At 53.1% G+C, this 23,687-nt stretch carries 23 protein-coding genes; 14 read left to right on the top strand and 9 right to left on the bottom strand.

From position 1 onward, the window contains the following. The first annotated feature begins 77 nt into the window (after positions 1-77). On the top strand, positions 78-1,709 hold the full coding sequence (locus tag ACIKP9_RS05415; RefSeq protein ID WP_400880283.1) for an alpha-D-glucose phosphate-specific phosphoglucomutase: 1,632 nt from the start codon (positions 78-80) through the stop codon (positions 1,707-1,709). Further along, entirely contained in the window at positions 1,710-2,297 is a 588-nt protein-coding gene (locus tag ACIKP9_RS05410) for a GNAT family N-acetyltransferase (RefSeq protein ID WP_400880280.1), read from the top strand. Here the strand turns inward: ACIKP9_RS05410 and ACIKP9_RS05405 are convergent. The 5 genes from ACIKP9_RS05405 to ACIKP9_RS05385 are packed head-to-tail and all read right to left on the bottom strand — an operon-like array spanning position 2,278 to position 7,029. Then, a complete protein-coding gene (locus ACIKP9_RS05405; RefSeq protein ID WP_400880277.1) occupies positions 2,278-2,754 on the bottom strand; it encodes a retropepsin-like aspartic protease family protein in 477 nt (158 codons plus the stop codon). The two genes, ACIKP9_RS05410 and ACIKP9_RS05405, sit on opposite strands and share 20 nt — an antisense overlap. A 2-nt stretch (positions 2,755-2,756) precedes the next feature. After that, complete coding sequence (locus ACIKP9_RS05400; RefSeq protein ID WP_400880274.1) at positions 2,757-4,130, bottom strand: phosphomannomutase/phosphoglucomutase; 1,374 nt, start codon at positions 4,128-4,130, stop codon at positions 2,757-2,759. Between the two features lie 46 nt (positions 4,131-4,176). Continuing rightward, positions 4,177-4,371, bottom strand: a complete 195-nt coding sequence (gene iscX, locus ACIKP9_RS05395; protein WP_230347681.1) for a Fe-S cluster assembly protein IscX — start codon at positions 4,369-4,371, stop codon at positions 4,177-4,179. 49 nt (positions 4,372-4,420) lie between these two features. Beyond that, complete coding sequence (locus ACIKP9_RS05390) at positions 4,421-5,488, bottom strand: NADH:flavin oxidoreductase/NADH oxidase (protein WP_400880271.1); 1,068 nt, start codon at positions 5,486-5,488, stop codon at positions 4,421-4,423. Positions 5,489-5,505: 17 nt separating this feature from the next. Then, a complete protein-coding gene (locus ACIKP9_RS05385; protein WP_400880268.1) occupies positions 5,506-7,029 on the bottom strand; it encodes a fumarate hydratase in 1,524 nt (507 codons plus the stop codon). A gap of 237 nt (positions 7,030-7,266) precedes the next feature. On the opposite strand from ACIKP9_RS05385, the gene glyA reads away from it, so the two are divergent. The 11 genes from glyA to ACIKP9_RS05330 all read left to right on the top strand — a co-directional run bounded on the left by glyA (position 7,267) and on the right by ACIKP9_RS05330 (position 20,082). Continuing rightward, entirely contained in the window at positions 7,267-8,514 is a 1,248-nt protein-coding gene (gene glyA / locus ACIKP9_RS05380) for a serine hydroxymethyltransferase (RefSeq protein ID WP_400880265.1), read from the top strand. Positions 8,515-8,596: 82 nt separating this feature from the next. After that, positions 8,597-9,043 (top strand): transcriptional regulator NrdR, encoded by a 447-nt coding sequence (nrdR, locus tag ACIKP9_RS05375; protein WP_230347677.1) that lies wholly within the window; start codon positions 8,597-8,599, stop codon positions 9,041-9,043. A 134-nt stretch (positions 9,044-9,177) separates the two neighbouring features. Further along, positions 9,178-10,302 (top strand): bifunctional diaminohydroxyphosphoribosylaminopyrimidine deaminase/5-amino-6-(5-phosphoribosylamino)uracil reductase RibD, encoded by a 1,125-nt coding sequence (gene ribD / locus ACIKP9_RS05370; RefSeq protein ID WP_400880262.1) that lies wholly within the window; start codon positions 9,178-9,180, stop codon positions 10,300-10,302. A 10-nt stretch (positions 10,303-10,312) separates the two neighbouring features. Then, entirely contained in the window at positions 10,313-11,113 is an 801-nt protein-coding gene (locus ACIKP9_RS05365; protein WP_400881870.1) for a TatD family hydrolase, read from the top strand. A gap of 602 nt (positions 11,114-11,715) precedes the next feature. Beyond that, positions 11,716-12,819, top strand: coding sequence for an S-methyl-5-thioribose-1-phosphate isomerase (mtnA, locus tag ACIKP9_RS05360; RefSeq protein WP_400880259.1), 1,104 nt, complete (start codon positions 11,716-11,718; stop codon positions 12,817-12,819). 29 nt (positions 12,820-12,848) lie between these two features. Continuing rightward, positions 12,849-14,312, top strand: a complete 1,464-nt coding sequence (locus tag ACIKP9_RS05355) for an NAD(P)H-hydrate dehydratase (RefSeq protein WP_400880256.1) — start codon at positions 12,849-12,851, stop codon at positions 14,310-14,312. 180 nt (positions 14,313-14,492) lie between these two features. Continuing rightward, complete coding sequence (locus ACIKP9_RS05350) at positions 14,493-16,130, top strand: CTP synthase (protein ID WP_400880254.1); 1,638 nt, start codon at positions 14,493-14,495, stop codon at positions 16,128-16,130. 2 nt (positions 16,131-16,132) lie between these two features. Further along, positions 16,133-16,972, top strand: coding sequence for a 3-deoxy-8-phosphooctulonate synthase (kdsA, locus tag ACIKP9_RS05345; RefSeq protein WP_400880252.1), 840 nt, complete (start codon positions 16,133-16,135; stop codon positions 16,970-16,972). Positions 16,973-17,012: 40 nt separating this feature from the next. Next, positions 17,013-18,296, top strand: coding sequence for a phosphopyruvate hydratase (gene eno / locus ACIKP9_RS05340; RefSeq protein ID WP_230347670.1), 1,284 nt, complete (start codon positions 17,013-17,015; stop codon positions 18,294-18,296). Then, the gene (gene ftsB / locus ACIKP9_RS05335; RefSeq protein WP_334107179.1) at positions 18,293-18,619 is read left to right on the top strand and encodes a cell division protein FtsB; all 327 of its coding nucleotides are present in this window, start codon (positions 18,293-18,295) and stop codon (positions 18,617-18,619) included. The genes eno and ftsB overlap by 4 nt, the downstream gene beginning before the upstream one ends. 14 nt (positions 18,620-18,633) lie before the next feature. Beyond that, complete coding sequence (locus tag ACIKP9_RS05330; RefSeq protein WP_400880248.1) at positions 18,634-20,082, top strand: sensor domain-containing diguanylate cyclase; 1,449 nt, start codon at positions 18,634-18,636, stop codon at positions 20,080-20,082. Positions 20,083-20,122: 40 nt separating this feature from the next. Here the strand turns inward: ACIKP9_RS05330 and ACIKP9_RS05325 are convergent, their stop codons facing one another. Together ACIKP9_RS05325 and ygfZ are read right to left on the bottom strand one after the other, a co-directional pair. Beyond that, positions 20,123-20,476, bottom strand: coding sequence for a DUF3147 family protein (locus ACIKP9_RS05325; protein ID WP_400880245.1), 354 nt, complete (start codon positions 20,474-20,476; stop codon positions 20,123-20,125). 69 nt (positions 20,477-20,545) lie between these two features. Then, complete coding sequence (ygfZ, locus tag ACIKP9_RS05320) at positions 20,546-21,550, bottom strand: CAF17-like 4Fe-4S cluster assembly/insertion protein YgfZ (RefSeq protein ID WP_400880242.1); 1,005 nt, start codon at positions 21,548-21,550, stop codon at positions 20,546-20,548. A 14-nt stretch (positions 21,551-21,564) separates the two neighbouring features. On the opposite strand from ygfZ, the gene ACIKP9_RS05315 reads away from it, so the two are divergent. Further along, positions 21,565-22,044: a protein YgfX gene (locus tag ACIKP9_RS05315; RefSeq protein ID WP_400880239.1), complete on the top strand. Its 480-nt coding sequence runs from the start codon at positions 21,565-21,567 to the stop codon at positions 22,042-22,044. 92 nt (positions 22,045-22,136) lie between these two features. Here the strand turns inward: ACIKP9_RS05315 and ACIKP9_RS05310 are convergent, their stop codons facing one another. Both ACIKP9_RS05310 and ACIKP9_RS05305 read right to left on the bottom strand, forming a co-directional pair. Next, the gene (locus ACIKP9_RS05310) at positions 22,137-22,514 is read right to left on the bottom strand and encodes a hypothetical protein (RefSeq protein ID WP_400880236.1); all 378 of its coding nucleotides are present in this window, start codon (positions 22,512-22,514) and stop codon (positions 22,137-22,139) included. 196 nt (positions 22,515-22,710) lie between these two features. Beyond that, complete coding sequence (locus ACIKP9_RS05305) at positions 22,711-23,685, bottom strand: vWA domain-containing protein (RefSeq protein ID WP_400880233.1); 975 nt, start codon at positions 23,683-23,685, stop codon at positions 22,711-22,713. Positions 23,686-23,687 lie beyond the last annotated feature (2 nt).

Raw genomic sequence — 23,687 nt, 5'->3', positions numbered from 1 at the left:
TCAACTTGAAAGTGGTAAATTATTCGAGTAACTTAGCTCTTTTATTTTTTACTTCCACACCCCCCGAAAGTCAATTTATGGCCATTCATACCATCACTACCCAAGCGTTTGATGATCAGAAACCTGGAACTTCAGGTTTGCGCAAACGTGTCACGGTATTCCAGCAACCACATTATCTTGAAAACTTTGTACAAAGCATTTTTGATGCAGTGGAAATTCCCACTGGCGCTTCATTAGTGGTAGGGGGGGATGGGCGTTTCTACAATGTCGAGGCGATACAGGTTATCTTGAAGATGGCGGCTGCCAATGGAGTAGGGCGTGTATTGGTTGGCAGGGGCGGAATATTATCTACCCCGGCAGCTTCATGTGTGATTCGTAAACATAATACCTTTGGTGGCATTATTTTATCTGCCAGCCATAACCCTGGTGGGCCAGATGGCGATTTCGGCATCAAGTTCAATGCTGCTAATGGCGGACCCGCGACAGAAACCGTCACTGAGGCGATTTATGCCCGCAGCAAGAAGATTACTCAATACAAGATCGTAGACGCACCTGATGTAGCGCTGGATGTGGTGGGTGAAACTGAGCTTGCAGGCATGAAAGTCGAGATCATCGACTCTGTCACGGATTATGTGGCGCTGATGGAAACGCTATTTGATTTTGAAGCTATTCGTCAGCTATTGGCCAGTGGATTCCGTTTGCGCTTCGATGCGATGCATGCGGTAACTGGGCCCTATGCACGCGCTATTTTTGTTGATCGCTTGGGCGCTGCTCCCGATGCGGTGATGAATGCTGAGCCGCTGCCTGATTTTGGCGGCGGGCATCCTGACCCCAATTTGACGTATGCGCATGATCTTGTCGAGATCATGTTCGCTGACGATGCACCAGATTTTGGTGCGGCTTCCGATGGTGACGGTGATCGAAACATGATCCTGGGCAAGCAGTTTTTTGTGACGCCTTCGGATAGCCTGGCGTTGATTGCCGCAAATGCAAGGCTTGCGCCAGGATATGGGCAGGGTATTGCTGGAGTTGCACGCTCCATGCCTACGAGTGCGGCAGTTGATCGTGTGGCCGAGGAGTTGGATATTCCGTGTTTTGAGACACCGACGGGCTGGAAGTTTTTTGGCAATTTGATGGATGCTGGCAAGGTCACGTTGTGTGGTGAGGAAAGCTTTGGTACGGGCTCAGACCATGTGCGCGAAAAGGATGGGCTGTGGGCCGTGTTGTTCTGGCTCAATATCTTGGCAATCAAGCGCCAGCCAGTAGAAACGATCGTCAAGCGTCACTGGGCGCGGTTTGGCCGTAATGTCTATTCCCGGCATGATTATGAGGAGTTGCCTAGTGAGGCTGCCAATCATCTGATTGAGCATGTCCGCGGCCAGTTTGCATCGCTACCTGGGCAATCCTTGGGGCGCTACACCGTGAAGGCATGCGACGATTTCAGTTATACCGATCCCGTCGATGGTAGCGTGAGCCAGAAGCAAGGTATACGCATTTTGTTCGAGGATGGGTCTCGGATTGTGTTCCGTCTCTCCGGGACGGGGACGGCAGGCGCAACGCTGCGCATTTACCTGGAGTCTTTCGATGCGGATATCTCGCAACACGACCAGGATGCGCAGGATGCTCTGGCCGAATTGATTGCTATTGCTGAGCAAATTTCTGAACTCAAGCAGCGTACTGGCCGTGAGCAACCTACTGTGATTACCTAAATGCAGTATCTGGAGATTGCGACACAGCGACTGGTGTTACGGCAATGGCGTGAGCAAGATTTTGCACCATTTGCTGCGCTCAATGCTAATCCTGAGGTGATGGCGTATTTTCCGGATGTGCTGGATCGCCCGCAAAGCGATGCCATGGCAAGCCGTTGTGCCAGTTTGATTGCTGAGCGTGGCTGGGGATTGTGGGCAGTGGAGGAGGTGATAAGCCATCGCTTCATTGGTTTTGTCGGTTTGCATATTCCCACTTATGATTTACCGTTCACGCCGTGTGTCGAGATCGGCTGGCGATTGGCGCGGGAGCATTGGGGCCAGGGCTATGCCTGTGAGGCTGCCCAGGCTGCATTGGAAATTGGATTCCACGAGTTAGCATTGCCAGAGATCGTGGCATTTACCACCGTGGCAAATCGTCGCTCGCGTGCCTTGATGGAGCGCCTCGGCATGCAGCAGGATAGTCATGGTGATTTCGATCATCCTGCTGTTGCCGATATACCGCGATTAAGACCTCATGTGCTATATCGCCTTGATCGTCAGCGCTGGCTACAGCAGGTTGAAGAACGGACTATTCTTCAACCTGGGTAATGGTCATCTTGCCTTGAAACAGGCGCACATCCATGCGAGCCAGGAATGACATGCCCAGCAATATATCGCCATCCAACCCAGGAGCAATCACTGCTGCGACATCATGAGCCTTGACGCCGCCCAGTTGTACGCTATTGAGCCGGGTCATGTAAGCGACAGTGTCGCCATTGGCGGTTGACGTGCGAATCGCCTGCTTGCTCTGTAATTGCAGGCGATCTGCAATTTGTTGAGAAATAGCCACGCCGGTTGCGCCGGTATCTACCAGTACATTGACTTTGACACCGTTGATGAGTGCCTCGGAGCGATAGTGACCATCCATCCCGCGTTGCAAGGTGACGCTAGGTGCATCGCCGAGGATGCTCAGCTTGTTAGGGTTGATGGCGCGATCTGCCAAATAGTAGACCGCGCTTGCCAAGCCCAGCCAGACGACTAGCCAAAGTAGGCGCGCGCCGCTCATGCCTAGAATGGCAGCTTGGCTTCAGGCGCAGCTGCGAGAATAACGCTGCGGAACTGTTCCTGAATGCGCTTGAGGGCTTCGGCATTATCGGCCTCAAAGCGCAGCACGATAACGGGTGTAGTGTTCGATGGGCGCATAAGGCCAAAACCATCGCTGTATTCCACACGTAGGCCATCAATCGTGATGACTTCATCGGCTCCGTCAAACTTGGCGCTGGCCTGCAATTGGCTGATCAGCTGGTGTGGCTCGCCTTCCTTCATGTTGATGTGCTGTTCTGGAGTGCTGACACTATCTGGCAGCGCATTGAGTACAGCAGAAGGATCATCAAACTGGCTGAGGATTTCCAGCAGGCGTGCACCGGAATACAAACCGTCATCAAAGCCATACCAGCGCTCCTTGAAGAAGACATGCCCGCTCATTTCGCCTGCCAGCGCAGCACCCGTTTCCTTCATCTTGGCCTTGACCAAGGAGTGCCCGGTTTTCCACATGAGTGGCTCACCGCCGCGTTGCTTGATCCAGGGTGCGAGGTTACGTGTGGATTTCACGTCGTAGATGATCGTGGCGTTAGGGCTGCGCTTGAGCACATCCTCTGCAAACAGCAGCAGCTGGCGGTCTGGATAGATGATCTGGCCATCTTTGGTGACGACGCCCAGGCGATCACCATCGCCATCAAAGGCAAAGCCAATTTCTGATTGACCTGTGAGCAGGTTGTCGATCAAGTCTTTGAGGTTTTCTGGGACGGAGGGGTCTGGATGATGGTTAGGGAAATGTCCATCAACTTCGCAGAATAACTCTTCCACCTCACAGCCCAGCGCACGGTAAAGCTTGCCAGCAAATGCGCCAGGCACGCCGTTGCCACAATCCACGGTGAGTTTGAGGGGGCGCTTAAGCTTGATATCGGAGGCAATGCGCTCGATATAGGCCGGGGCAATATCGTGGCTGCTTTCTGTACCACTACCATGGACGAAATCGTTGTGATCAATGCGTGCGCGCAAGCGCTGGATGGTATCGCCAGATAGCGTCTCGCCAGCCACCACCATTTTCAGGCCGTTGTATTCAGGTGGGTTGTGGCTGCCGGTGACCATGACACCGGAGCCAGTATTGAGATGATAGGCGGCGAAATACACCATCGGGGTGGCAACCAGCCCAAGGTTGATTACATCCAGGCCACTCTTGCGGATGCCGCGCGAAAGTGCTGAAGCAAGCTCAGGACCGGAAAGGCGGCCATCATAGCCAATGCAGATGGTTTTTTGGTCGCGCAGTGCGGCTTCGCTGCCAATCGCGTGACCAATGGCTTCGACGATCTCGGGTGTAAGCGTCTTGCCGACAATACCGCGAATATCATAAGCCTTGAAGATTTCTTTTGGTGCTGTCATGGTGCTCCCTTGATTGATGCTGAATACGTTGTGAATATGTGGTGGGTTATTCTGCTTCTTCTATCCAGGCCATCTGGATAGCTTCCAGGATGCGCTCGCCGCATTTCTCTGGTTCATCGTCGAAGTCTTCCAGTTCCAGTATCCAGTTATAGAGATCGGTGAAGCGGATAGTTTTTGGGTCTACATCCGGATACTGATCGTATAGCTCTTCAGCGATACGCTGGCTATCAGTCCATTTCATTGTGTTTCCTTTCAGTGGCTTGCCGGCGCTCGCTGGCAGCTATCATTGATTAAATATCCTTGGCACGAACATATTGATCTGGCCATGTGACATCCGTGCGCAATTCTTTTGCCGCGTGCAATGGCCAGTGCGGGTCGCTCAAAAGCTTGCGTGCGAGCATGATCACATCTGCCTGGCCTGAGACCAAGATATGTTCGGCTTGCAGGGCAGAGGTAATCAGGCCAACGGCACCACTGGCAATCCCGGCTTCATGGCGGATACGTTGGGCGAATTCGGTTTGGTAACCCGGTCCGGCAGGAATCTTGGCATCCAGGGTCAAGCCGCCGCTGGAGCAATCTATCAGGTCGATGCCGATGTCCTTGAGCCATTTAGCGAGTTGTATCGATTGCTCAATATCCCAGCCACCTTCGACCCAATCCGTCGCAGAAATACGCACGAATACGGGTTTGCCCTGTGGCCATAATGCACGCAGATCGCGCGCAATGTCGAGCACCAGGCGGCAACGATTTTCCAGGCTGCCGCCATATTCATCCTCACGGTGGTTCGACAAGGGTGAAAGAAACTCATGCAATAGATAGCCGTGGGCGCAATGCAGCTCCAGTACCTCAAAGCCTGCCTCCAGTGCACGTTCGGCAGCGGCGTGAAATTGGCTTGCGATCTGCTGAATGTCGGCATGATTAAGCGCAAGCGGTACGCCATGAGCGGGCGTCACAGCAATCGCCGACGGTGCTACGGTTTGCCAACCACCTTGCTCTTGCGGCAGGAACTTGCCATTGCGCCAGGGAACGTCGCATGAGGCCTTGCGTCCAGCATGGCCAATCTGGATGGCGGGGACGGCACCTTGTTGCTTGATGAACTCGACAATGGGCTTGAATGCTTGAGTATGGGCATCAGACCACAAACCCAGGCAGCGCGGAGTAATACGCCCTTCGGGCACCACAGCAGTGGCCTCCACGATGATCAGGCCTGCGCCGCCCACGGCCAAGCCACCCAGATGTACGAGGTGCCAGTGATTGGCAATGCCATCGTCGGCAGAGTACTGGCACATGGGCGCGACAAAAATACGGTTCTTGATCTCGGTCTCGCGAAAGCGAATGGGGGTAAACAGCTTGGCCATGTGTCTTGAGTCCTAAGTTATTCGCTGAAAATGGGGATGTTGGCAATTCTGGGGCGCCACTCGGCGGGGCCTGAGTCATGCACAGCATGGCCTTGGCTATCCACGGCAACCGTGACTGGCATATCCTCAACCGTGAATTCATAAATGGCTTCCATGCCCAAATCGGCAAAGGCGACCACGCGCGATGCCTTGATCGCTTGTGAGATCAGGTAAGCTGCCCCGCCAATCGCGATCAGGTATACCGACTGATGCTGCTTGATTGCTTCTACCGTGGCTTCACCACGCTCGGCCTTGCCTATCATACCGAGCAGGCCGGTCTTGGTTAGCATGGTGTCGGTAAAGCGGTCCATACGTGTGGCGGTGGTGGGGCCTGCGGGTCCGATGATTTCGTCCCCAACTGGGTCGACCGGGCCAACGTAGTAGATAAAACGGTTGGTGAAATCTAGCCCCTCTGGCATAGGCTCATCGCGGGCAATCAAGTCTACGATGCGCTTGTGGGCAGCATCGCGTCCTGTCAGCAACTTTCCCGAAAGCAGGAGTTTCTCGCCAGGCTGCCATGTTGCAATATCAGCTTGCGTGAGCGTGTCCAGGTTGACGCGGCGCATGGGGGTGCTGGCATCTAGTGCAATTTGAGGCCAGTCTTCCAGCGTCGGTACGGGAAGCTGCGCAGGACCGTGGCCGTCCAGGGTGAAATGGACGTGGCGGGTGGCAGCACAATTGGGAATGATGGCCACAGGCAGGGAAGTGGCGTGGGTAGGCGCTTCCAATATCTTCACATCCAGCACTGTGGTCAGGCCGCCCAGGCCTTGTGCGCCAATGCCCAGTCGATTCACTTTTTCATAAATCTCCAGGCGTAGCTCTTCAGCACGGGTGTGTGGGCCACGGGCTTTTAAAGCCTGGATGTCGATAGGCGCAAACAAGGATTGCTTTGCTAGTAGCATGGCTTTTTCTGCGGTACCACCAATGCCGATACCAAGTACGCCGGGCGGGCACCAGCCAGCGCCCATCTCCGGGACGGTTTTCAGGACCCATTCGACGATGTCGTCAGAAGGCTCCAGCATGGCGAGCTTGGATTTGTTTTCCGAGCCGCCGCCCTTGGCAGCAATATGGATGTCCACCGTGTCGCCAGGCACCATCTCGACATGGACGACAGATGGCGTGTTGTCGCGGGTATTGGGGCGTTTACCTGCCGGATCTCGTACGATGGAAGCACGCAATCGGTTATCAGGGTCCAGGTAGGCACGGCGCACGCCTTCATCCACCATCTCCTGCAAGCTCATATTCGTTTGCCATTGCACGCTCATGCCAACGGAAATAAAAGCTACAACAATACCGGTATCCTGACACAGTGGACGTTGCCCTTGTGCGCAGAGGTAGGAGTTGATGAGGATCTGCCCGATAGCATCACGCGCCGCGGGAGAGGGTTCACGCTGCCATGCATCGTGCATGGCAGCAAGAAAGTCGGGCGAGTGATAGCAGGCAATGTATTGCAATGCCTGATGGATGCTGCTGATGAAGTCTTCTTGGCGGATGACGGCCATGGTGCGGAAATTTAACTGGAATATTTAAGAACGAATTATACCTGAGCGTGGGGAAAAGGCCGTTAGTCAGATCAGGCCTGCAAGGCACCTGGAAAATCAGCAGCCTCAGCATTAGTCGTGTGGCTGGCTGTTGGGCGGGATGAATCATTTTCATCCGCTGTGAATCTGTTTCAAAGCTGTTAGGCGGTGAACATGTTAAAATCCGGCTTATTCATTTTTATACCCGAGATATAGAACATGTTTAGCACGGCCAAAAACCTGAGCGTTGTTGATCCCGATCTGTGGAAGTATGTGGAAGCTGAGCGTCATCGCCAGGACGAACACATCGAACTGATTGCCTCCGAAAATTACACCAGCCCAGCAGTGATGCAGGCGCAGGGTTCGCAACTGACCAACAAGTATGCAGAAGGTTACCCAGGCAAGCGCTTCTACGGTGGCTGTGAGTTCGTTGACGAAATTGAGCAACTGGCGATTGATCGCCTGAAAAAGCTCTTTGGTGCTGAATATGCAAATGTCCAGCCACATTCCGGTTCCCAGGCGAATCAGGCCGTGTATTTCTCCATCCTCAAGCCCGGTGACACCGTCATGGGCATGAACTTGGGCCATGGTGGTCACTTGACGCATGGTTCTCCTGCCAACCTCTCCGGCAAGTTGTTCAATATTGTGGCTTACGGCCTTAATGACAAGGAAGAGATTGATTACGACGAAATGGAGCGTATTGCGCTTGAAACCAAGCCTAAGCTCCTGATCGGCGGTGCTTCTGCTTATGCACTGCGTTTTGACTGGGCGCGTATGGCTGAAATCGCCAAGAAGGTTGGCGCTTATTTCATGGTGGATATGGCGCACTATGCAGGCTTGATCGCTGCTGGTGTTTACCCTAATCCAGTGCCACATGCGGATTTCGTGACTTCCACTACCCACAAGACCCTACGCGGCCCTCGTGGTGGCTTGATCATGGCTAAGGCAGAGTTCGAGAAGTCGCTGAATTCCAGCGTATTCCCTAGCCTGCAAGGCGGCCCGCTCATGCACGTGATTGCTGGTAAGGCAGTGGCTTTCCTGGAAGCTACGCAACCTGAGTTCAAGACTTACCAAGAGCAAGTGCTGAAGAATGCAGACACCATGGCCAAGACCCTGGCTGCACGTGGCTTGCGTATTATCTCGGGTGGCACACAGTCGCATGTGTTCCTGGTTGACTTGCGTCCCAAGGGGCTGACTGGCAAGGCTGCTGATGCTTACCTTGGTCAGGCGCACATCACCGTAAACAAGAATGCCATTCCGAATGACCCAGAAAGCCCATTCGTGACTTCTGGCATCCGCATTGGTTCGCCTGCCATTACTACGCGTGGTTTCAAGGAGGCAGAAGCCGCCGAAGTGGCCAACTTGATCGCTGATATCTTGGATAATCCGACCGATGAATCCGTGATTGCTGCGACCAAGGCCAAGGTGCATGCCCTGACTTCACGCTTCCCGGTTTACGGCGCTTAACGCTTGATGACTTGCGCACTGGCCTTGTTGCTAGTGCGCGGTTTTCACCTCTTCTTTGCAAGCCTAGGGATTAAGTGACGCCATGAAGTGCCCATTTTGCGGTGCCGATGATACGCAAGTGATCGATTCCCGTGTCAACGAGGAAGGCGATTCCATTCGCCGCCGCCGCCGTTGCAATGCTTGCGATAAGCGGTTTACCACGTATGAAACTGCAGAGTTGCATCTGCCTCAGGTGGTCAAGCAAAACGGTAATCGCGAGGAATTCAATCGGGACAAGTTGCGATTGTCTTTTACTCGTCCCTTGCATAAACGCCCAGTGCCTACTGAATATGTAGATCATGCCCTGGAGCGCATCATCCAGAAAATCCTTGCCAAGGGAGAGCGTGAAATTATTGCGCGTGATCTTGGTGAGATGGTGATGCAGGAATTGAAAGCCATGGATAAAGTTGCTTATATCCGGTTTGCATCTATTTATCGCAGTTTTCAGGATGTTGGCGATTTCAGTAACGTCATTCGCGACCTGGATTGATCAATAAAGCCGACAGTTGTCGGCTTTATCATTTTATACGTGGTGTATTCCCGTTTTTTTATTACTCCCTTTGACCCCTTGCGACAGCACGTGTCTTGTCTCCTGGCCTTGCCAGCCATTATCATGAGGCCATCATGATCATTAATACCCCACCGGTTTTTTCTGCTGCTGACTATCAATATATGAGCTTGGCCTTACGTGAGGCAGCCAAGGGCTTATATGGCACCAGCCCCAATCCGCGCGTTGGTTGCGTGATTGTCAAGGATGGCAACATCGTGGGCTATGGCGCGCACCTGAGGGCCGGGGAGCCGCATGCAGAGGTGCATGCTCTCAGGATGGCTGGGGAGCATGCGGCAGGTGCTGATGCATACGTGACGTTGGAGCCGTGTAGTCATTTTGGGCGTACGCCGCCGTGTGCTGATGCGGTGGTAAAAGCGGGCGTCAAACGTGTGGTTACCGCCATGCAAGACCCCAATCCCTTGGTGGCAGGCAATGGCCTGAGGCGATTGGCTGAACATGGCATTGAAGTCGCTTCCGGCTTATTGGAGCATGAAGCCAAAGTATTAAATACCGGGTTTATCTCACGCATGACCAGGCAACGTCCCTGGGTGCGCAGCAAGATTGCCGCCAGCCTGGATGGCAAGACCGGCCTCAATAATGGTGAAAGCAAATGGATTACCAGCCCCGACGCTCGCCAGCATGTACAGCAATGGCGTGCACAGTCTTGCGCGATACTCACTGGTGTGGGCACCATACTGGCGGATGATCCGCTACTCACTGTTCGCGATATTGATCTGTTGCAAAAGCGGCACGGCGTGCAGCCCTGGCGCATTATTGTCGATAGTCAATTACGCACTCCACCAAGCGCGGCCATCTTGCAGGCTGGGCGAGTAGTGATTGTGCATGCAGTGCGTTTGCCCGAGCAGGAGCGAGCCTTGCAGGGTGCTGGTGCTGAGTTGTTGGCTTTACCTGGTGAGGGTGGTCGAGTTGATTTGACCGCTATGCTGCATGGCCTGGCGCAGCGCCAGATTAATGAAGTCATGGTTGAGGCTGGGGCGTTATTGAATGGCGGCCTGTTAAATGCCGGGCTGGTGGATGAGTTGCTGTTGTATTACGCGCCAATACTGCTCGGTGGTGATGCCCGCAATATGTTCGCGATGGCCGAGTTGCAAAGCATGCAGCAGAAAATCCAGTTACAAACGCTGGATACTCGCCAGGTGGGTGTGGATTGGTTCATACGCGCCAAGCCCGTAATGTAGTCAAGCCATGATGCTGATCGATACCCATTGCCACCTGGATGCTCCCGAGTTTGATCATGACCGTGCAGCTGTCGCACAAGCGGCTTGGCAAGCAGGCGTTGGCATTATCGTGGTGCCTGCTGTCTTTCGCCGCAATTTTGCGTCAGTGCAAGCGCTGGCTACGCAATATCCGGGGTGTGCCATGGCTCTGGGCATACATCCATTATTTGTCGATCAATCCCAACCGCAGGATTTAGCCATTCTGGCTGAGGAAATTCAGCGATACCGTCACGAAATAGTGGCTGTCGGGGAGATAGGCCTGGATTTTTTCATCGAGCACTATGATAGAGAACGTCAGGAGTTTTTCTTTATTGAGCAGCTCAAGCTCGCGCGGGAATACGACCTGCCAGTGCTGTTGCATGTCAGGCGCTCCGTGGACCAAGTGCTGAAACAGGTGCGGCGCTTTAAAGTGCGTGGTATTGCCCATGCCTTCAATGGTAGCCTGCAACAGGCGCAGGAGTTTATCAGGCTGGGGTTCAAGCTCGGGTTCGGTGGTGCAATGACGTATGAACGGGCGCTCAAGATACGTCATTTGGCGCAGGTGCTGCCATTGGAGTCCATTGTCCTCGAAACCGATGCGCCGGACATTCCGCCATCATGGTTAGGGCATCAAGGACGCAACCAGCCAGATCAATTGCTCCGCATCGCCGAAGTGCTGGCAGAGATCAGGCAAGAGCCGATTGAATCAATCATTCATGCAACCACGAAAAATGCGCTTGACATTTTGCCGAACCTTGCTCGGTTATGCACATCACCTCAAGTGATACTTTAAGCGATGTTAAAAAATGTTAACAATCCAATGACTTGTGATAAGTGTATGATTTTAAAGTAATAAAAAATAAGTTCATTTTTTGTGCGATCAAAAAAAAGCATTATAAATTGGGAAGTTACACTTTTAAGTCACAGCTATCCACACAATTATCCACAGATTTTGTGGATAGCTCAGCAAGTAGCTGATTCAGGATATTTTCGACGCGTTACCTGGGGTCGGAGGCTATGAAAAACATTTGCTATTCAGCTAGCCCATGCATGAAAGATATGGTGATAAAAAATAGGAAGTGAAGTTTTTTTGTGTGCTTCGCAGATCGCCATGAATTGTTCATTCATCCTGTGCTGATTGTGGGGTCTGTGTCGTGTTCTTTGTCAAGTTGTGCACACAAGCTCAAGTATTACTTAAACTTTTCATGAGAATGTCAATAAATCCAAGTACATATATTTTTTATATATAAATCAATTGGTTGTGTTTTGGTGTAAAAAATGAGCAATGCGTATAACCCCTTGTAATTACAATGGTTACACTTTTAAGTCACAGCTATCCACAAAATTATCCACAGATTTTGTGGATAGTAATATCTCTTGTTTCCAAGTAGAAAAATGAAGATAGGTCAACAATTATTTCGCACCATCTGGCCAGTGACTGATGCAGCGCTGCCCGGGCATTACCAGGTCGCCATCATTGACCAGACAGCCTTGCCGCATGCATGGCGGATTTTGACACTGAACTCCGTGCAGCAGATGGTCGATGCTATCCGCAAGATGCAGGTGCGCGGAGCACCCTTGATCGGTGCTGCCGCGGCCTATGGGTTGGCACTCGCCAGTCAGCAATCTTCCACTGATGAAACTTTGCAGGCAGCGGCTAGTAGCCTGCTGGCAAGCCGCCCGACCGCGGTCAATTTGCGCTGGGCAGTAGAGCGCATGATGCGCGAGCTGTTGGCCATGCCGGAGGCCCTGCGTTGTGCACATGCTTGGCTGGAGGCCTCGCGGATCGCCGATGAGGATGTGCGTATCAATCAATCTATCGCCCAGCATGGGCTGGCCCTGTTGCAAGCCCTGGCAGCAGAGAAGCCTGGGTGCTTGAATATTCTGACCCACTGCAATGCGGGTTGGTTGGCGACAGTGGATTGGGGCACAGCGTTGGCCCCGATTTATGCTGCTTTTGATGCGGGTATGGATATTCATGTGTGGGTGGATGAAACCCGCCCGCGTAACCAGGGTGCCAGCCTGACCGCCTGGGAGTTGCAGCAGCACGGCGTGCCCTATAAGGTGATTTGCGATAACGCTGGTGGCCACTTGATGCAGCATGGGCAGGTGGATTGTGTCATTGTCGGTGCTGATCGTGTGAGCAGGGTAGGTGATGTGTGCAACAAGATAGGCACCTATCTTAAGGCGCTGGCTGCCGCAGATAATCAAGTGCCATTTTACGTGGCAGTGCCTACGCCAACGATAGACAGGCAGCTTGAAGATGCCATCAGGGATATCCCGATCGAGGAGCGTCCAGCAGATGAAGTGCACATGATGGCTGGTCTCACCTCTGCGGGTACGGTGGAATATGTGCGCGTAACGCCGGAAGGCAGTGCAGCCGCCAATCCTGCGTTTGATGTTACGCCTGCCAGGCTAGTGACCTCTATCATCACCGAGCATGGGTGCTATGCGCCCAAAGATTTGCACGATATGCTGCAGCGTATTGATCCAATTTAAGCCGATTTGATTTCAGCTACAGCCAGCCCATGCATCCTTTATATGACCTAGCGCAACTGCGGGAAATTGAGCAGCAACATCTTGCAGAAAATCTGATGGAAAAAGCTGGCCTTGCCGCTGCTGGCTTGGCAAGTAAGTTATTGCAGTCACACGAGTACAGCGTGTTGGTGTTGGCCGGGCCTGGGAATAATGGTGGTGATGCACTGGTGGCGGCACGCCATCTCAAGGCGGCCTGGCATCCAGTGACGGTGGTGTTTACCGGCCAACGTGAAGCCCTGCCTCCAGATGCCGCCGCTGCCTATGATGCCTGGTTGGCCGCAGGTGGTGAACTATGCGCTGAGATACCAGCACATGGGCATTGGCAGTTGGTCATCGATGGATTATTTGGTATTGGCTTATCGCGCCCGCTGGGCAGCCGCTATCGTGCACTGATTGAGCAAGTGAACACGCTGGGCCTGCCAGTGCTTGCCCTCGATATTCCTAGCGGCTTGTGCATGACAACGGGGCGCGTACTGGGGGCCGCTATTCATGCCAGCCATACCTTGAGTTTCATCGGCCTCAAACCTGGCTTGTTTACCCTGGATGGCCCGGATCATGTCGGGGAAGTGCATCTGGATGCATTGGGTTTGGATATTCAGCATCATGATGTTGCAGGTGTATTGATTGATCAGCCGCCAGCCTTGCCTTGCCCACGCAGGCGCAATAGCCACAAGGGCAGCCATGGTAGCGTGGGGGTGATTGGTGGTGCTGACTATATGGTGGGTGCTGCCATTCTAGCTTCCAGGGCGGCGCTACTCTTGGGAGCAGGGCGCGTTTATTGTGGCTTGCTTTCACCACAGCCCTTGGCGCTGGATACAGCACAGGCAGAACTGATGTTGCGTGATGTTGCATCTGTGCCTGCGCTATCCAGTGTGCTGGTGATTGGCCCCGGCTTGGGGAATTCAAGTGCAGCGCTGGCGATGTTGCATGAGGTGCTGCCGCAGGCCAAGCCTATGGTGCTGGATGCGGATGCCCTTAACCTGCTGGCTGATCACCCTGAACTGCAAACGAAGCTGCGGCAACGTGCGCCGGGCAGCACTGTGCTGACGCCGCACCCCGGCGAGGCGGCAACGTTGCTTGCTTGCAGTAACGCAGAGGTGCAGGCTGACCGTATCGCCACTGCATTAAAGCTGGCGCATAGCTATCAAGCGATCATCGTGCTCAAGGGCTGTGGCAGCATCATTGCCTTGCCTGATGGTCGCTGGTTTATCAACCAGAGTGGCAACCCTGGCATGGCCAGCGCGGGCATGGGCGATACCTTGTGCGGCATCATTGCTGCCTTGCTTGCACAAGCCATGCCTATGGAGCAGGCTGTACTGCTGGGCGTCTATTTGCATGGCGCTGCTGCTGATGCGTTGCTTGGGCGTGGCATAGGCCCCATCGGCTTAACAGCCAGTGAGGTGGCAATGTCTGCACGGGCCTTGCTCAATGCGTGGGTGTATGGCCGAGAATGAAGGCAGGCAGTCGCTAGACAACATTGCTTGTTAAGCAATCATGCAAGAGTGTGGCCTTACTGGTTGAATATTAATCACAAGGCTTGAATTGCCACTGTGTTGCGCGGATTTCCCATTTGTGGGTAATAGGCGTTTGCAGTAAAATCTAGCCCCGTCCGCAATGTCCAAAGTTTTTATTCCATGACCAAATTTGTATTCGTTACCGGCGGGGTTGTTTCCTCTTTAGGTAAAGGCATTGCAGCCGCCAGCTTAGGCGCAATTCTCGAATCGCGTGGCATCAAGGTGACCATGCTCAAGCTTGACCCCTATATCAACGTTGACCCAGGCACCATGAGCCCGTTCCAGCATGGCGAAGTGTTCGTCACCGATGACGGTGCCGAGACCGACTTGGATCTTGGGCACTACGAGCGCTTCATCAGCGCACGCATGGGCAAGCGCAATAATTTCACTACCGGCCAGATTTATGAAACCGTGATCAAGAAAGAGCGTCGCGGTGAATACCTGGGCAAGACCGTCCAAGTTATCCCGCACATTACTGATGAGATCAAGGCTCACGTCAAGCGTGGTGCAGAAGGTGCTGATGTTGCCATCGTTGAGGTTGGCGGCACCGTGGGTGACATCGAGTCCCTGCCTTTCCTTGAAGCTATCCGCCAGATGGGCATTGAAGAGGGCCGTAATAACACCTGTTTCATGCACCTGACGCTGTTGCCATGGATTCCCACTGCTGGCGAACTCAAGACCAAGCCTACCCAGCACTCCGTGAAGGAGTTGCGTGAGATTGGTATCCAGCCGGATATCCTGCTTTGTCGTGCTGATCGTGCCATTCCAGAAGACGAAAAGCGCAAGATCGCCTTGTTCACCAATGTGCCACATGAAGCGGTGATTTCGGTGATGGATGCTGACACTATCTACAGCATTCCCCGCATGTTGCATGAGCAGATGCTGGACGAAATCGTCTGCCACAAGCTTAATCTGCTGGCGCGTGCTGCTGATTTATCGAGCTGGAACCGTATCGTTCACACGCTCAAGAACCCCAAGCACGAAGTCAATATTGCCTTTGTCGGCAAGTATGTTGATCTGACCGAGTCCTATAAGTCACTCACCGAAGCCCTGATTCACGCTGGTATTCATAATGAGTCCAAGGTGAATATCCACTATATCGATTCTGAAGATGTGGAAAAGCAAGGCACGGCTGAACTTGAAAAGATGGATGCCATCCTGGTACCGGGCGGTTTCGGCAAGCGTGGTACCGAAGGCAAGATTGCCGCCATTCGCTATGCACGCGAGAGCAATACACCTTATCTGGGTATCTGCCTGGGCATGCAGCTGGCGGTGATCGAGTTCGCGCGTAATGTCGCCAAGCTCAAGGATGCCAACAGTACCGAGTTTGATCCCAAGTCTCCGCATCCGTTGGTTGGCTTGATTACCGAGTGGAAGGGTGCAGACGGCAAAGTCGAGCAGCGCAGCGAGGATTCTGACCTGGGGGGCACTATGCGCCTAGGCGCACAAAAGTGTCCTATCGTGCCGGATACCAAGGCATTTGCCATTTACGGTGCGGAAGTGAACGAGCGTCACCGTCACCGTTATGAAGTCAACAACAACTATGTTGACCAGTTGGAAAAAGCTGGCCTGATCGTGTCCGCACGTACGCCCACTGAACAACTATGCGAGATGGTGGAGTTGCCAAGCAACGTTCATCCATGGTTTGTGGCTTGCCAGTTCCACCCTGAGTTCACCTCCAACCCACGTACCGGGCATCCGCTGTTTAATGCCTATATTGAAGCTGCCCTGACCAATCAGGCAGCGAGAAAGGCTTAATCATGCAACTTTGCGGTTTTGAGGTGGGCATAGACCAACCCTTGTTCCTGATTGCTGGCCCATGTGTGATTGAATCGCAGGAAATGGCGATCGAGACCGCAGGCCAGTTGAAAGAACTGACCACTGCCTTGGGTATCAACTTTATTTACAAGTCTTCATACGATAAGGCCAATCGCAGCTCCAACAAGACCTTCCGTGGTTTTGGCATGGATGAGGGCCTGAAGATACTGGATGAAGTGCGTCGCCAAATCGGTGTGCCCATCCTCACCGATGTACACACCGAAGAGCAGGTGCCGCATGTGGCCGCGGTGGTCGATGTATTACAGACGCCCGCTTTTCTTTGCCGCCAGACTGATTTCATCACTGCGTGTGCCAAGTCTGGCAAGCCGGTAAACATTAAGAAGGGGCAGTTCTTGGCACCCGGCGACATGAAGCAGGTAGTGCAAAAGGCAAAAGAAGCCAACGGCGGCGCAGATACCATCATGGTGTGCGAGCGCGGTGCTTCTTTTGGTTACAATACTTTAGTCTCTGATATGCGTGGACTCGCCATTATGCGCGAGACGAATTGCCCGGTGGTATTCGATGCCACGCATTCAGTCCAGCAACCTGGTGGCCAGGGCGATAAGAGCGGCGGCCAGCGCGAGTTCGTGCCTGTGTTGGCTCGTGCAGCTGTGGCCAGTGGTGTGGCAGGGGTGTTCATGGAAACGCATCCTGACCCTGCCAAGGCTTTGTCCGATGGCCCCAATGCCTGGCCTCTGCCCAGGATGAAGGCGTTGCTGGAAGTGTTGGTCGACCTCGACCGTGTGGTGAAAAAAGCCGGCTTTATTGAGCATACGCTCTAAGCCGGCACAAAAATCCAAATTCAAACTGAGGAAATAAAGCATGAGTGCAATTGTTGATATTATTGCCCGCGAGATTATTGATTCCCGCGGTAATCCCACTGTTGAGGTAGATGTCCTGCTCGAATCCGGCGTGATTGGCCGTGCTGCCGTGCCTTCTGGTGCCTCTACTGGTACCAAGGAAGCCGTTGAGCTGCGTGATGGCGATGCTGCACGTTACCTGGGCAAGGGCGTGTTACAGGCTGTTGAAAACGTCAACACTGAAATCACCGAAGCCATCATCGGCCTGGATGTTGAAGAACAGAGCTTCATCGACCAGACATTGATCGACCTCGACGGCACAGAGAACAAGAGCCGCCTGGGTGCCAATGCTATCCTGGCTGTTTCCATGGCGTGTGCTCGCGCTGCTGCGGAAGAATCAGGCTTACCGTTGTACCGCTACCTGGGTGGTTCTGGCTTCATGCAATTGCCTACCCCAATGATGAACATCATCAACGGTGGCGCACACGCTGAAAACAGCGTGGACATGCAAGAGTTCATGATCATTCCTGCTGGCCTGCCTACTTTCCGTGAAGCCCTGCGTGCAGGTGCCGAAGTATTCCATGCCTTGAAGAAAATCCTTCACAACGAAGGCCTGGCAACCACCGTGGGTGACGAAGGTGGCTTTGCACCTGATCTGCCATCCAACGAAGCTGCGATTCAATACATCCTGCAGGCGATTACTGCCGCTGGCTACGAGCCAGGCCGCGACATCTTGCTGGGCCTCGATTGCGCTAGCTCCGAGTTCTACAAGGATGGCCTCTATCACCTGGAATCCGAAGGTCTGCAACTGACTTCCGCCCAATTCACCGATTACCTAGCAACCTGGGTAGACAAGTATCCTATCGTCAGCATTGAAGATGGCATGTCTGAGCACGACTGGGACGGCTGGAAGCTGCTGACTGACCGCCTGGGCAAGAAGGTACAGCTGGTGGGCGACGATCTGTTCGTGACCAACGCCAAGATCCTGCGCGAAGGTATCCAGAAGGGCGTGGGTAACTCCGTGCTGATCAAGGTGAACCAGATTGGTACCTTGACCGAGACTTTCACCACCATCGAGACTGCCAAGCGCGCTGGTTACACTGCCGTGATCTCGCATCGCTCCGGTGAAACAGAAGACACCACTATTGCTGATATCTCCGTGGCAACCAATGCCTTGCAGATCAAGACTGGCTCCTTGTCGCGTTCCGAACGTATCGCCAAGTACAACCAGTTGCTGCGCATTGAAGAAGAGTTGGGCGATGCCACCAGCTATGCAGGCAAAGAAGCGTTCTATAACCTGAAGTGAAACTTCTCACCCTCATCTTTGTGGCCTTGATTGCCTTGCTACAGTATCCACTGTGGCTGGGCAAAGGTAGCTGGCTGAGGGTCTGGGATTTAAACCAGAAAATCGTTGCGCAGAAAAGCAGCAATACCGAGTTGAAGCTGCGCAACGATACCTTGGATGCTGAAGTGCGCGACCTCAAGCAGGGTAATACGGCGATTGAGGAGCGGGCACGCAGCGAACTGGGCATGATCAAGCAGGATGAAGTGTTCTATCAAGTGATAGACCAGATACCCTCTAGCCCAACACCCCAGCCAGTTGCACCGACAACTGGTCAACATGAGTAAGCTGTCCTGCTGTTATGAGCAGACATAAGCTGATCTTCCTCATTATTGCCATTCTGGCAACCGGCTTTATTGCCACTTCACTGGTCAGTTACCATGTATCACGCTTGTCTATCCACAATGCCATTGTTGATAGCACGCTGCCTCTAAGCTCTGACAATATCTATTCTGAGATTCAGAAAGACCTCATCAGGCCGATTTTTATATCGTCCATGATGGCTTCAGATACTTTCCTGCGGGATTGGGTGCTGGATGGTGAGGCAGAGGTAGACAAGATTAGTCGTTACTTGCAGGAAGTACAGACACAATATGGTGCCTTCGTTACCTTCCTTGTCTCTGATCGCACGAGCAATTATTACTATGGCAAAGGCATCCTCAAACAGGTCAAGCCTGGTGAGGAGCGGGATGTCTGGTATTACCGCGTACGCGAGATGCAGAACCCCTATGAGATTAATGTAGATAAGGATATGGCTCATGCCGATGCCTTGACCATTTTCATCAATTACCGGGTACAGGATTATGCAGGCCAATATCTCGGTGCAGTTGGGGTTGGGCTGACGGTAGATTCGGTGCAAAAGCTTATCAGCCATTACCAGGAGAGATTCAAGCGGGATGTCTATTTTGTCGATCCAGATGGCGTTATTCGCCTATCCGGCAGCAAGCAACATGCCGTCGGTCATAGCATGCATAAAAAGCCAGGGTTGGCTGGTATTTTCCAGCAGGTGCTGGCAAAAGAGGGCAACCATGGTGGCAGCTTTCAATATGAGGATGCCGAGACCCAACAGCTAGTCAATGTGCGCTATATCCCTGAGTTGCACTGGTACTTATTTGTGGGGCAGGATGAGCAAGAGGCCACTAGTGACATCCGCCAAGCATTGCATATCAATCTTTTACTATGCTTGGTGATCACTGCGATTGTGGTGACATTGACCCACGTAGCGTTACGCAGGTACCAAGATAAGCTGGAAAAGATGGCTACCACAGATACCTTGACCAGCTTGCCTAACCGTCGTGCTTTCGACGTTGTGATTAATGTCTTCCTTAACGAGAACGAGCGTGCGCGTAGCACCCTGGCGTTCATTGTGCTCGACGTTGATCATTTCAAGTCCATCAACGACAGGTTGGGCCATCTGGGCGGTGACCATGTTCTGACCCAGATGGCACGTACTATCAAGGCTAATACCCGTGCTGCTGATTTCGTTTGTCGTTGGGGTGGGGAAGAATTCCTCATCGTGATGAAGGATTGCGATGAGCACAACGCCATGCTGTTGGCCGAGAAGATACGTAGCGCTATCGAGCACGAACTGGTTGACTACAAAGGCACACAGATATCAATGACTGCGAGCTTGGGCGTTGCTGTGGCTCGCGCCGGGGAAAAGCTTGAACCAGTATTGGAGCGTGCAGATCAAGCCATGTATGCAGCCAAGATGGCCGGACGTAATCAAGTGAGCGTCAGTCGCGCCTGATACTTGTACGAGCATAATGATCAGTTGCTATGAACTATGCTCAAGGCAACAATTCAATGCCGAACTGACGCAACAGCAGTGCCAATAGGCCAAAACTCAGCAAGGTAATGACAATGCCTGCCAAGATCGACAGCCAGAAACCCAGTCGTGGTAACAGCCAGGGGAATGCCAGGAACATCGGCAAGGTGGGGATGACGTACCAGAAGGTATACCAGGCATGATTGGCGATCTTGCTTTCTGCCTTGGATTCAAGATGTAGCCAGATCAGTACAAGCAGCGTGACTAATGGCAGCGCTGCTAGCATGGCTCCCAGCTTGTCGCTGCGCCGGGCGACTTCTGACACCAGCACGACGACACCAGCTGTCAGCAAATATTTGGTAATTAACCACCCCATGCCACTGGCTCCTGATGAAAAAATATCATACGCAGGTCAGCCCGGCCTGCCAGGGGTTAATGCCGCAGTTTATTTTTCCAGTGAATAAGGCAAGGTGCGTATTTCCAGTACTTGGCTTTGCCAGCTCAAACTACCGGCCTCTACACTTTCCAGCCGTAATTCTGCCAGTACGTCGTACCCACCGTCAGGATGGCGTGCGCTGCGGACAATCTGACCTGCTGCGGTCCCGCTGACATCCAGCACTTCATCTCCCGCTGCTGGCGCATGCTCACTGGTGATATGGGCAAGCTGGGTACGGCGCTTGACCTTGCCCAGATAATGCGTGCGGGCGACGATCTCCTGTCCGGTATAGCAGCCCTTCTTGAAGTTGATCCCGTCAAGAATATCCAGGTTGACCATTTGCGGCACAAAGGCCTCTTGTGTCGCCGCCACAATCTCGGGGATCCCCGCCTGGATTTCGCGCCAATCCCAATTCGCCTTATCAGCAGGTGTGAGATGTTGGCTGAGTGTGGTCCAGAGTTCGGCAGCTTGTGCTGCTGGGCTGATGACCTCATAGCGTGGCAGTGCGCCGGGTAAGCGGATTAGCGTCGTGCCATTATGCTGTACTACGCCATATTCGGTTTCGGGAATCGTGCCAAAATGCGCACTTAGCGCAGTGACTGCCTTGTCGCCAGCCACCCCAATGCGCACACTTGATTCACTCAAATCGGTGATCACCACCTTGGAGCGCAGTACATACATCCGCAGCCGCTTGGCAATGGGCTCAAGCAAGCCACGATCAAATTGCAGGTACAACTTGCCATCTTGTGCAAAGGCAAAAAACAAGGCCAGCAACCGGCCTTTGGGTGAGCAGTAGCCGCTGTAATGGCTAGTGCTACCATCGAGTTTTTTGACATCATTGGTCACTTGGCCTTGCAGGAAAGTGACTGCATCTTCACCCTCGAGAGACAACAAGCCATAATGCGACAAATCGGCGATGATGCTGTCGTCAGCGCACGCTGCATTGGAAAAATGAATAACGCCATCCTGCACTGTAGCGCCTTGCTCGGACAGGAATTGCTGCCATGGAGTCATGAATCACCCTCTGAATGAATAAACCACGAAAAACACCGCATCATTATAGCGTGAAGCCAGCTACCCTGATTCTCGGGCCTTCACGTTGGCTGGCATCTTTGTTTACGCTGATGGGCAGTATCGCGGGTGTGGCAATCTTACTTTTGCCTTGGGCCTGGTGGGTGAAAGCCATTCTTATCGTTGGCATCATCGCTGCCGTTGTTAGGCAGATTAATCGCGATGTCTGGCGCAAACATCCAACAGCCCCCGTCATTATCGAGCTAGATCACGCAGGAAAACTCTGGCTCACCATGTGCAATGACATGCGTTATTCTGCCCAGGTACAGGGCAGTACGTTGGTGACCGCGGGCTTTACAGTGCTAAATCTCAAGCTCGAACAAGGGCGGGTTAGCTGCGTCATCCTGCCAGATGCCGTGGATGCTGAGGCATTCAGGCGCTTACGAGTGTGGTTGCGCTGGCGTGCACATGAAGAGGACAACGCAAATACTGTGTAGTCAAAGTCAAACGATTAGGCCTGTAATACCAGGCCGCATAGTTGGCAGTAAATACCCCGCTTTGGCAACAAGCGTGGGCTACTGATGAATGATTACCTGATATTGGAGCAGCGGCGGTCCCAATAGTATTCAAACTGACTTCTTTTGAATTCTTCAACCTCGTATGAAGAATCAGTCGGCTCTACCCACGCCGACTCAAAACGCCTGGTTTCCTTGTCGAAAATCTTGATAAAGCGCATCCACTCAGGCTCATCGGGTGAACGATTGACCTCACCACACAGGTTCAGGCTATCGTCAAACTCCGTCACGATCATCCCACGAAACTGCATGCTCTCACGGCTGGATTTCCCTTTCAGCATATCCTGCTTGGCAGCTTCCTCGAAGGCTTGCTTATCGCTATAGGGACTTGCATAGACTGGACATTGAAATGCTACTAACCCTGCCACTAGGGCAATGGTGGACAATTTCATACTCTATTTCCTGATTGCTAGATATGCCTGGGATTGTAATGTATTGAGAGGGTGATTGGCCTTAATCAGGTGTCTTGGAAATAAATATGAAACTATGTAGAGCCTAATGGTTAATGAGTATTGGATTCTGTGTGATCTTCTGTTTTTGGTGGATGGAGTAGACGCTATGTCTAGCATGTCTAGACATAACTGACTGCTAGTTCACTGCCTTGCGATACAAAACCCGCTTAAATAGTTTCTTCAACCGCTGCGGCGTATATGAAACCAGTACCAATGTGCCAGCCACAATTGCCAACAACCAATCAATCTGCATGGGCGCAAAGTCTCGGCGGCTGGGTTTGAGTTCGTGCATGGCGCTTTTGACGTCTTCTAGGCTGTCACCATTGACGTAGGTAGCACCGATTTCTTCGCTGAGTTTGAGCAGATATTCTTCATCCAGGGTGGATTGGTAGCGGTCATTTTCCGATACTGCGGTGCCCTTGTCGCGTGTACCCAGGTTTTGCTGGGAGATTTGCGCGACGCCAGGTTGCAGGACGAAGTTCTCTGCCGACCAGTAACCCAGTAGTTTATTGTTTTCATCGAACTTGGGAATGGGATGTGGCTCCTTGCTGCCAATGCCGACCAGCAGCCAATCGCCGTCTTTCTGGAAGTCGCTGAGGTCGCGGGTATTAAAGGCGTGCAGGCGCGGCGCTTCTTCACCATCGGTGAAGAGGATAGCCTGCGTGGGTTCTGGCATGGTGCGTAGCAGGCGGGCGAGGGAGTCAACGCCTTCACGCAAGCGGGTATTGCCGGCCCACGCTTGGCGCCATTCAATGCGGGCAATGGTGTCCTGGATGGCAGCGTAGTTGGCGCAGACTTCAATCGGCGTATACAGGGCTGCCACGCTAAGGCCAGAGAAGAAGGCCAGGCTGACGCGGTTGCCACAGGGCATGCTGGCGACTAGGTCGTGCGCGATGTGTTTGGTGTATTCCAGCCGGGAAATATCGTCGCCACGCCAGCTCATACCCTTGGTATTCATGCTCTGGCTGATGTCGATGACCAGCATGGTGCTGTAGATATTGTGCGGCACAGGGATGGTGGGCTTGCATGCGGCGGCCAATAGCAGCAGCAAGGCCAGCAGCGGCAGCAGGATTTCGCGGTGCAGATAAGGCTTGAGGCGGGCTTGTAGCATGA

The sequence above is a fragment of the Methylobacillus methanolivorans genome (genome assembly GCF_044751345.1).
Classification (GTDB): Bacteria; Pseudomonadota; Gammaproteobacteria; order Burkholderiales; family Methylophilaceae; genus Methylobacillus; species Methylobacillus methanolivorans.
The sequence above is the reverse complement of the archived record's forward strand: the minus strand, read 5'-3'. Positions and strand labels throughout refer to the sequence as shown.

Coding starts and splice junctions, on each gene's coding strand:
- ACIKP9_RS05415 (WP_400880283.1), top strand. CDS start 78: ATGGCCATTCATACCATCACTACCCAAGCGTTTGATGATCAGAAACCT.
- ACIKP9_RS05410 (WP_400880280.1), top strand. CDS start 1,710: ATGCAGTATCTGGAGATTGCGACACAGCGACTGGTGTTACGGCAATGG.
- ACIKP9_RS05405 (WP_400880277.1), bottom strand. CDS start 2,754: ATGAGCGGCGCGCGCCTACTTTGGCTAGTCGTCTGGCTGGGCTTGGCA.
- ACIKP9_RS05400 (WP_400880274.1), bottom strand. CDS start 4,130: ATGACAGCACCAAAAGAAATCTTCAAGGCTTATGATATTCGCGGTATT.
- iscX (WP_230347681.1), bottom strand. CDS start 4,371: ATGAAATGGACTGATAGCCAGCGTATCGCTGAAGAGCTATACGATCAG.
- ACIKP9_RS05390 (WP_400880271.1), bottom strand. CDS start 5,488: ATGGCCAAGCTGTTTACCCCCATTCGCTTTCGCGAGACCGAGATCAAG.
- ACIKP9_RS05385 (WP_400880268.1), bottom strand. CDS start 7,029: ATGGCCGTCATCCGCCAAGAAGACTTCATCAGCAGCATCCATCAGGCA.
- glyA (WP_400880265.1), top strand. CDS start 7,267: ATGTTTAGCACGGCCAAAAACCTGAGCGTTGTTGATCCCGATCTGTGG.
- nrdR (WP_230347677.1), top strand. CDS start 8,597: ATGAAGTGCCCATTTTGCGGTGCCGATGATACGCAAGTGATCGATTCC.
- ribD (WP_400880262.1), top strand. CDS start 9,178: ATGATCATTAATACCCCACCGGTTTTTTCTGCTGCTGACTATCAATAT.
- ACIKP9_RS05365 (WP_400881870.1), top strand. CDS start 10,313: ATGCTGATCGATACCCATTGCCACCTGGATGCTCCCGAGTTTGATCAT.
- mtnA (WP_400880259.1), top strand. CDS start 11,716: ATGAAGATAGGTCAACAATTATTTCGCACCATCTGGCCAGTGACTGAT.
- ACIKP9_RS05355 (WP_400880256.1), top strand. CDS start 12,849: ATGCATCCTTTATATGACCTAGCGCAACTGCGGGAAATTGAGCAGCAA.
- ACIKP9_RS05350 (WP_400880254.1), top strand. CDS start 14,493: ATGACCAAATTTGTATTCGTTACCGGCGGGGTTGTTTCCTCTTTAGGT.
- kdsA (WP_400880252.1), top strand. CDS start 16,133: ATGCAACTTTGCGGTTTTGAGGTGGGCATAGACCAACCCTTGTTCCTG.
- eno (WP_230347670.1), top strand. CDS start 17,013: ATGAGTGCAATTGTTGATATTATTGCCCGCGAGATTATTGATTCCCGC.
- ACIKP9_RS05330 (WP_400880248.1), top strand. CDS start 18,634: ATGAGCAGACATAAGCTGATCTTCCTCATTATTGCCATTCTGGCAACC.
- ACIKP9_RS05325 (WP_400880245.1), bottom strand. CDS start 20,476: ATGGGGTGGTTAATTACCAAATATTTGCTGACAGCTGGTGTCGTCGTG.
- ygfZ (WP_400880242.1), bottom strand. CDS start 21,550: ATGACTCCATGGCAGCAATTCCTGTCCGAGCAAGGCGCTACAGTGCAG.
- ACIKP9_RS05315 (WP_400880239.1), top strand. CDS start 21,565: ATGAATAAACCACGAAAAACACCGCATCATTATAGCGTGAAGCCAGCT.
- ACIKP9_RS05310 (WP_400880236.1), bottom strand. CDS start 22,514: ATGAAATTGTCCACCATTGCCCTAGTGGCAGGGTTAGTAGCATTTCAA.
- ACIKP9_RS05305 (WP_400880233.1), bottom strand. CDS start 23,685: ATGCTACAAGCCCGCCTCAAGCCTTATCTGCACCGCGAAATCCTGCTG.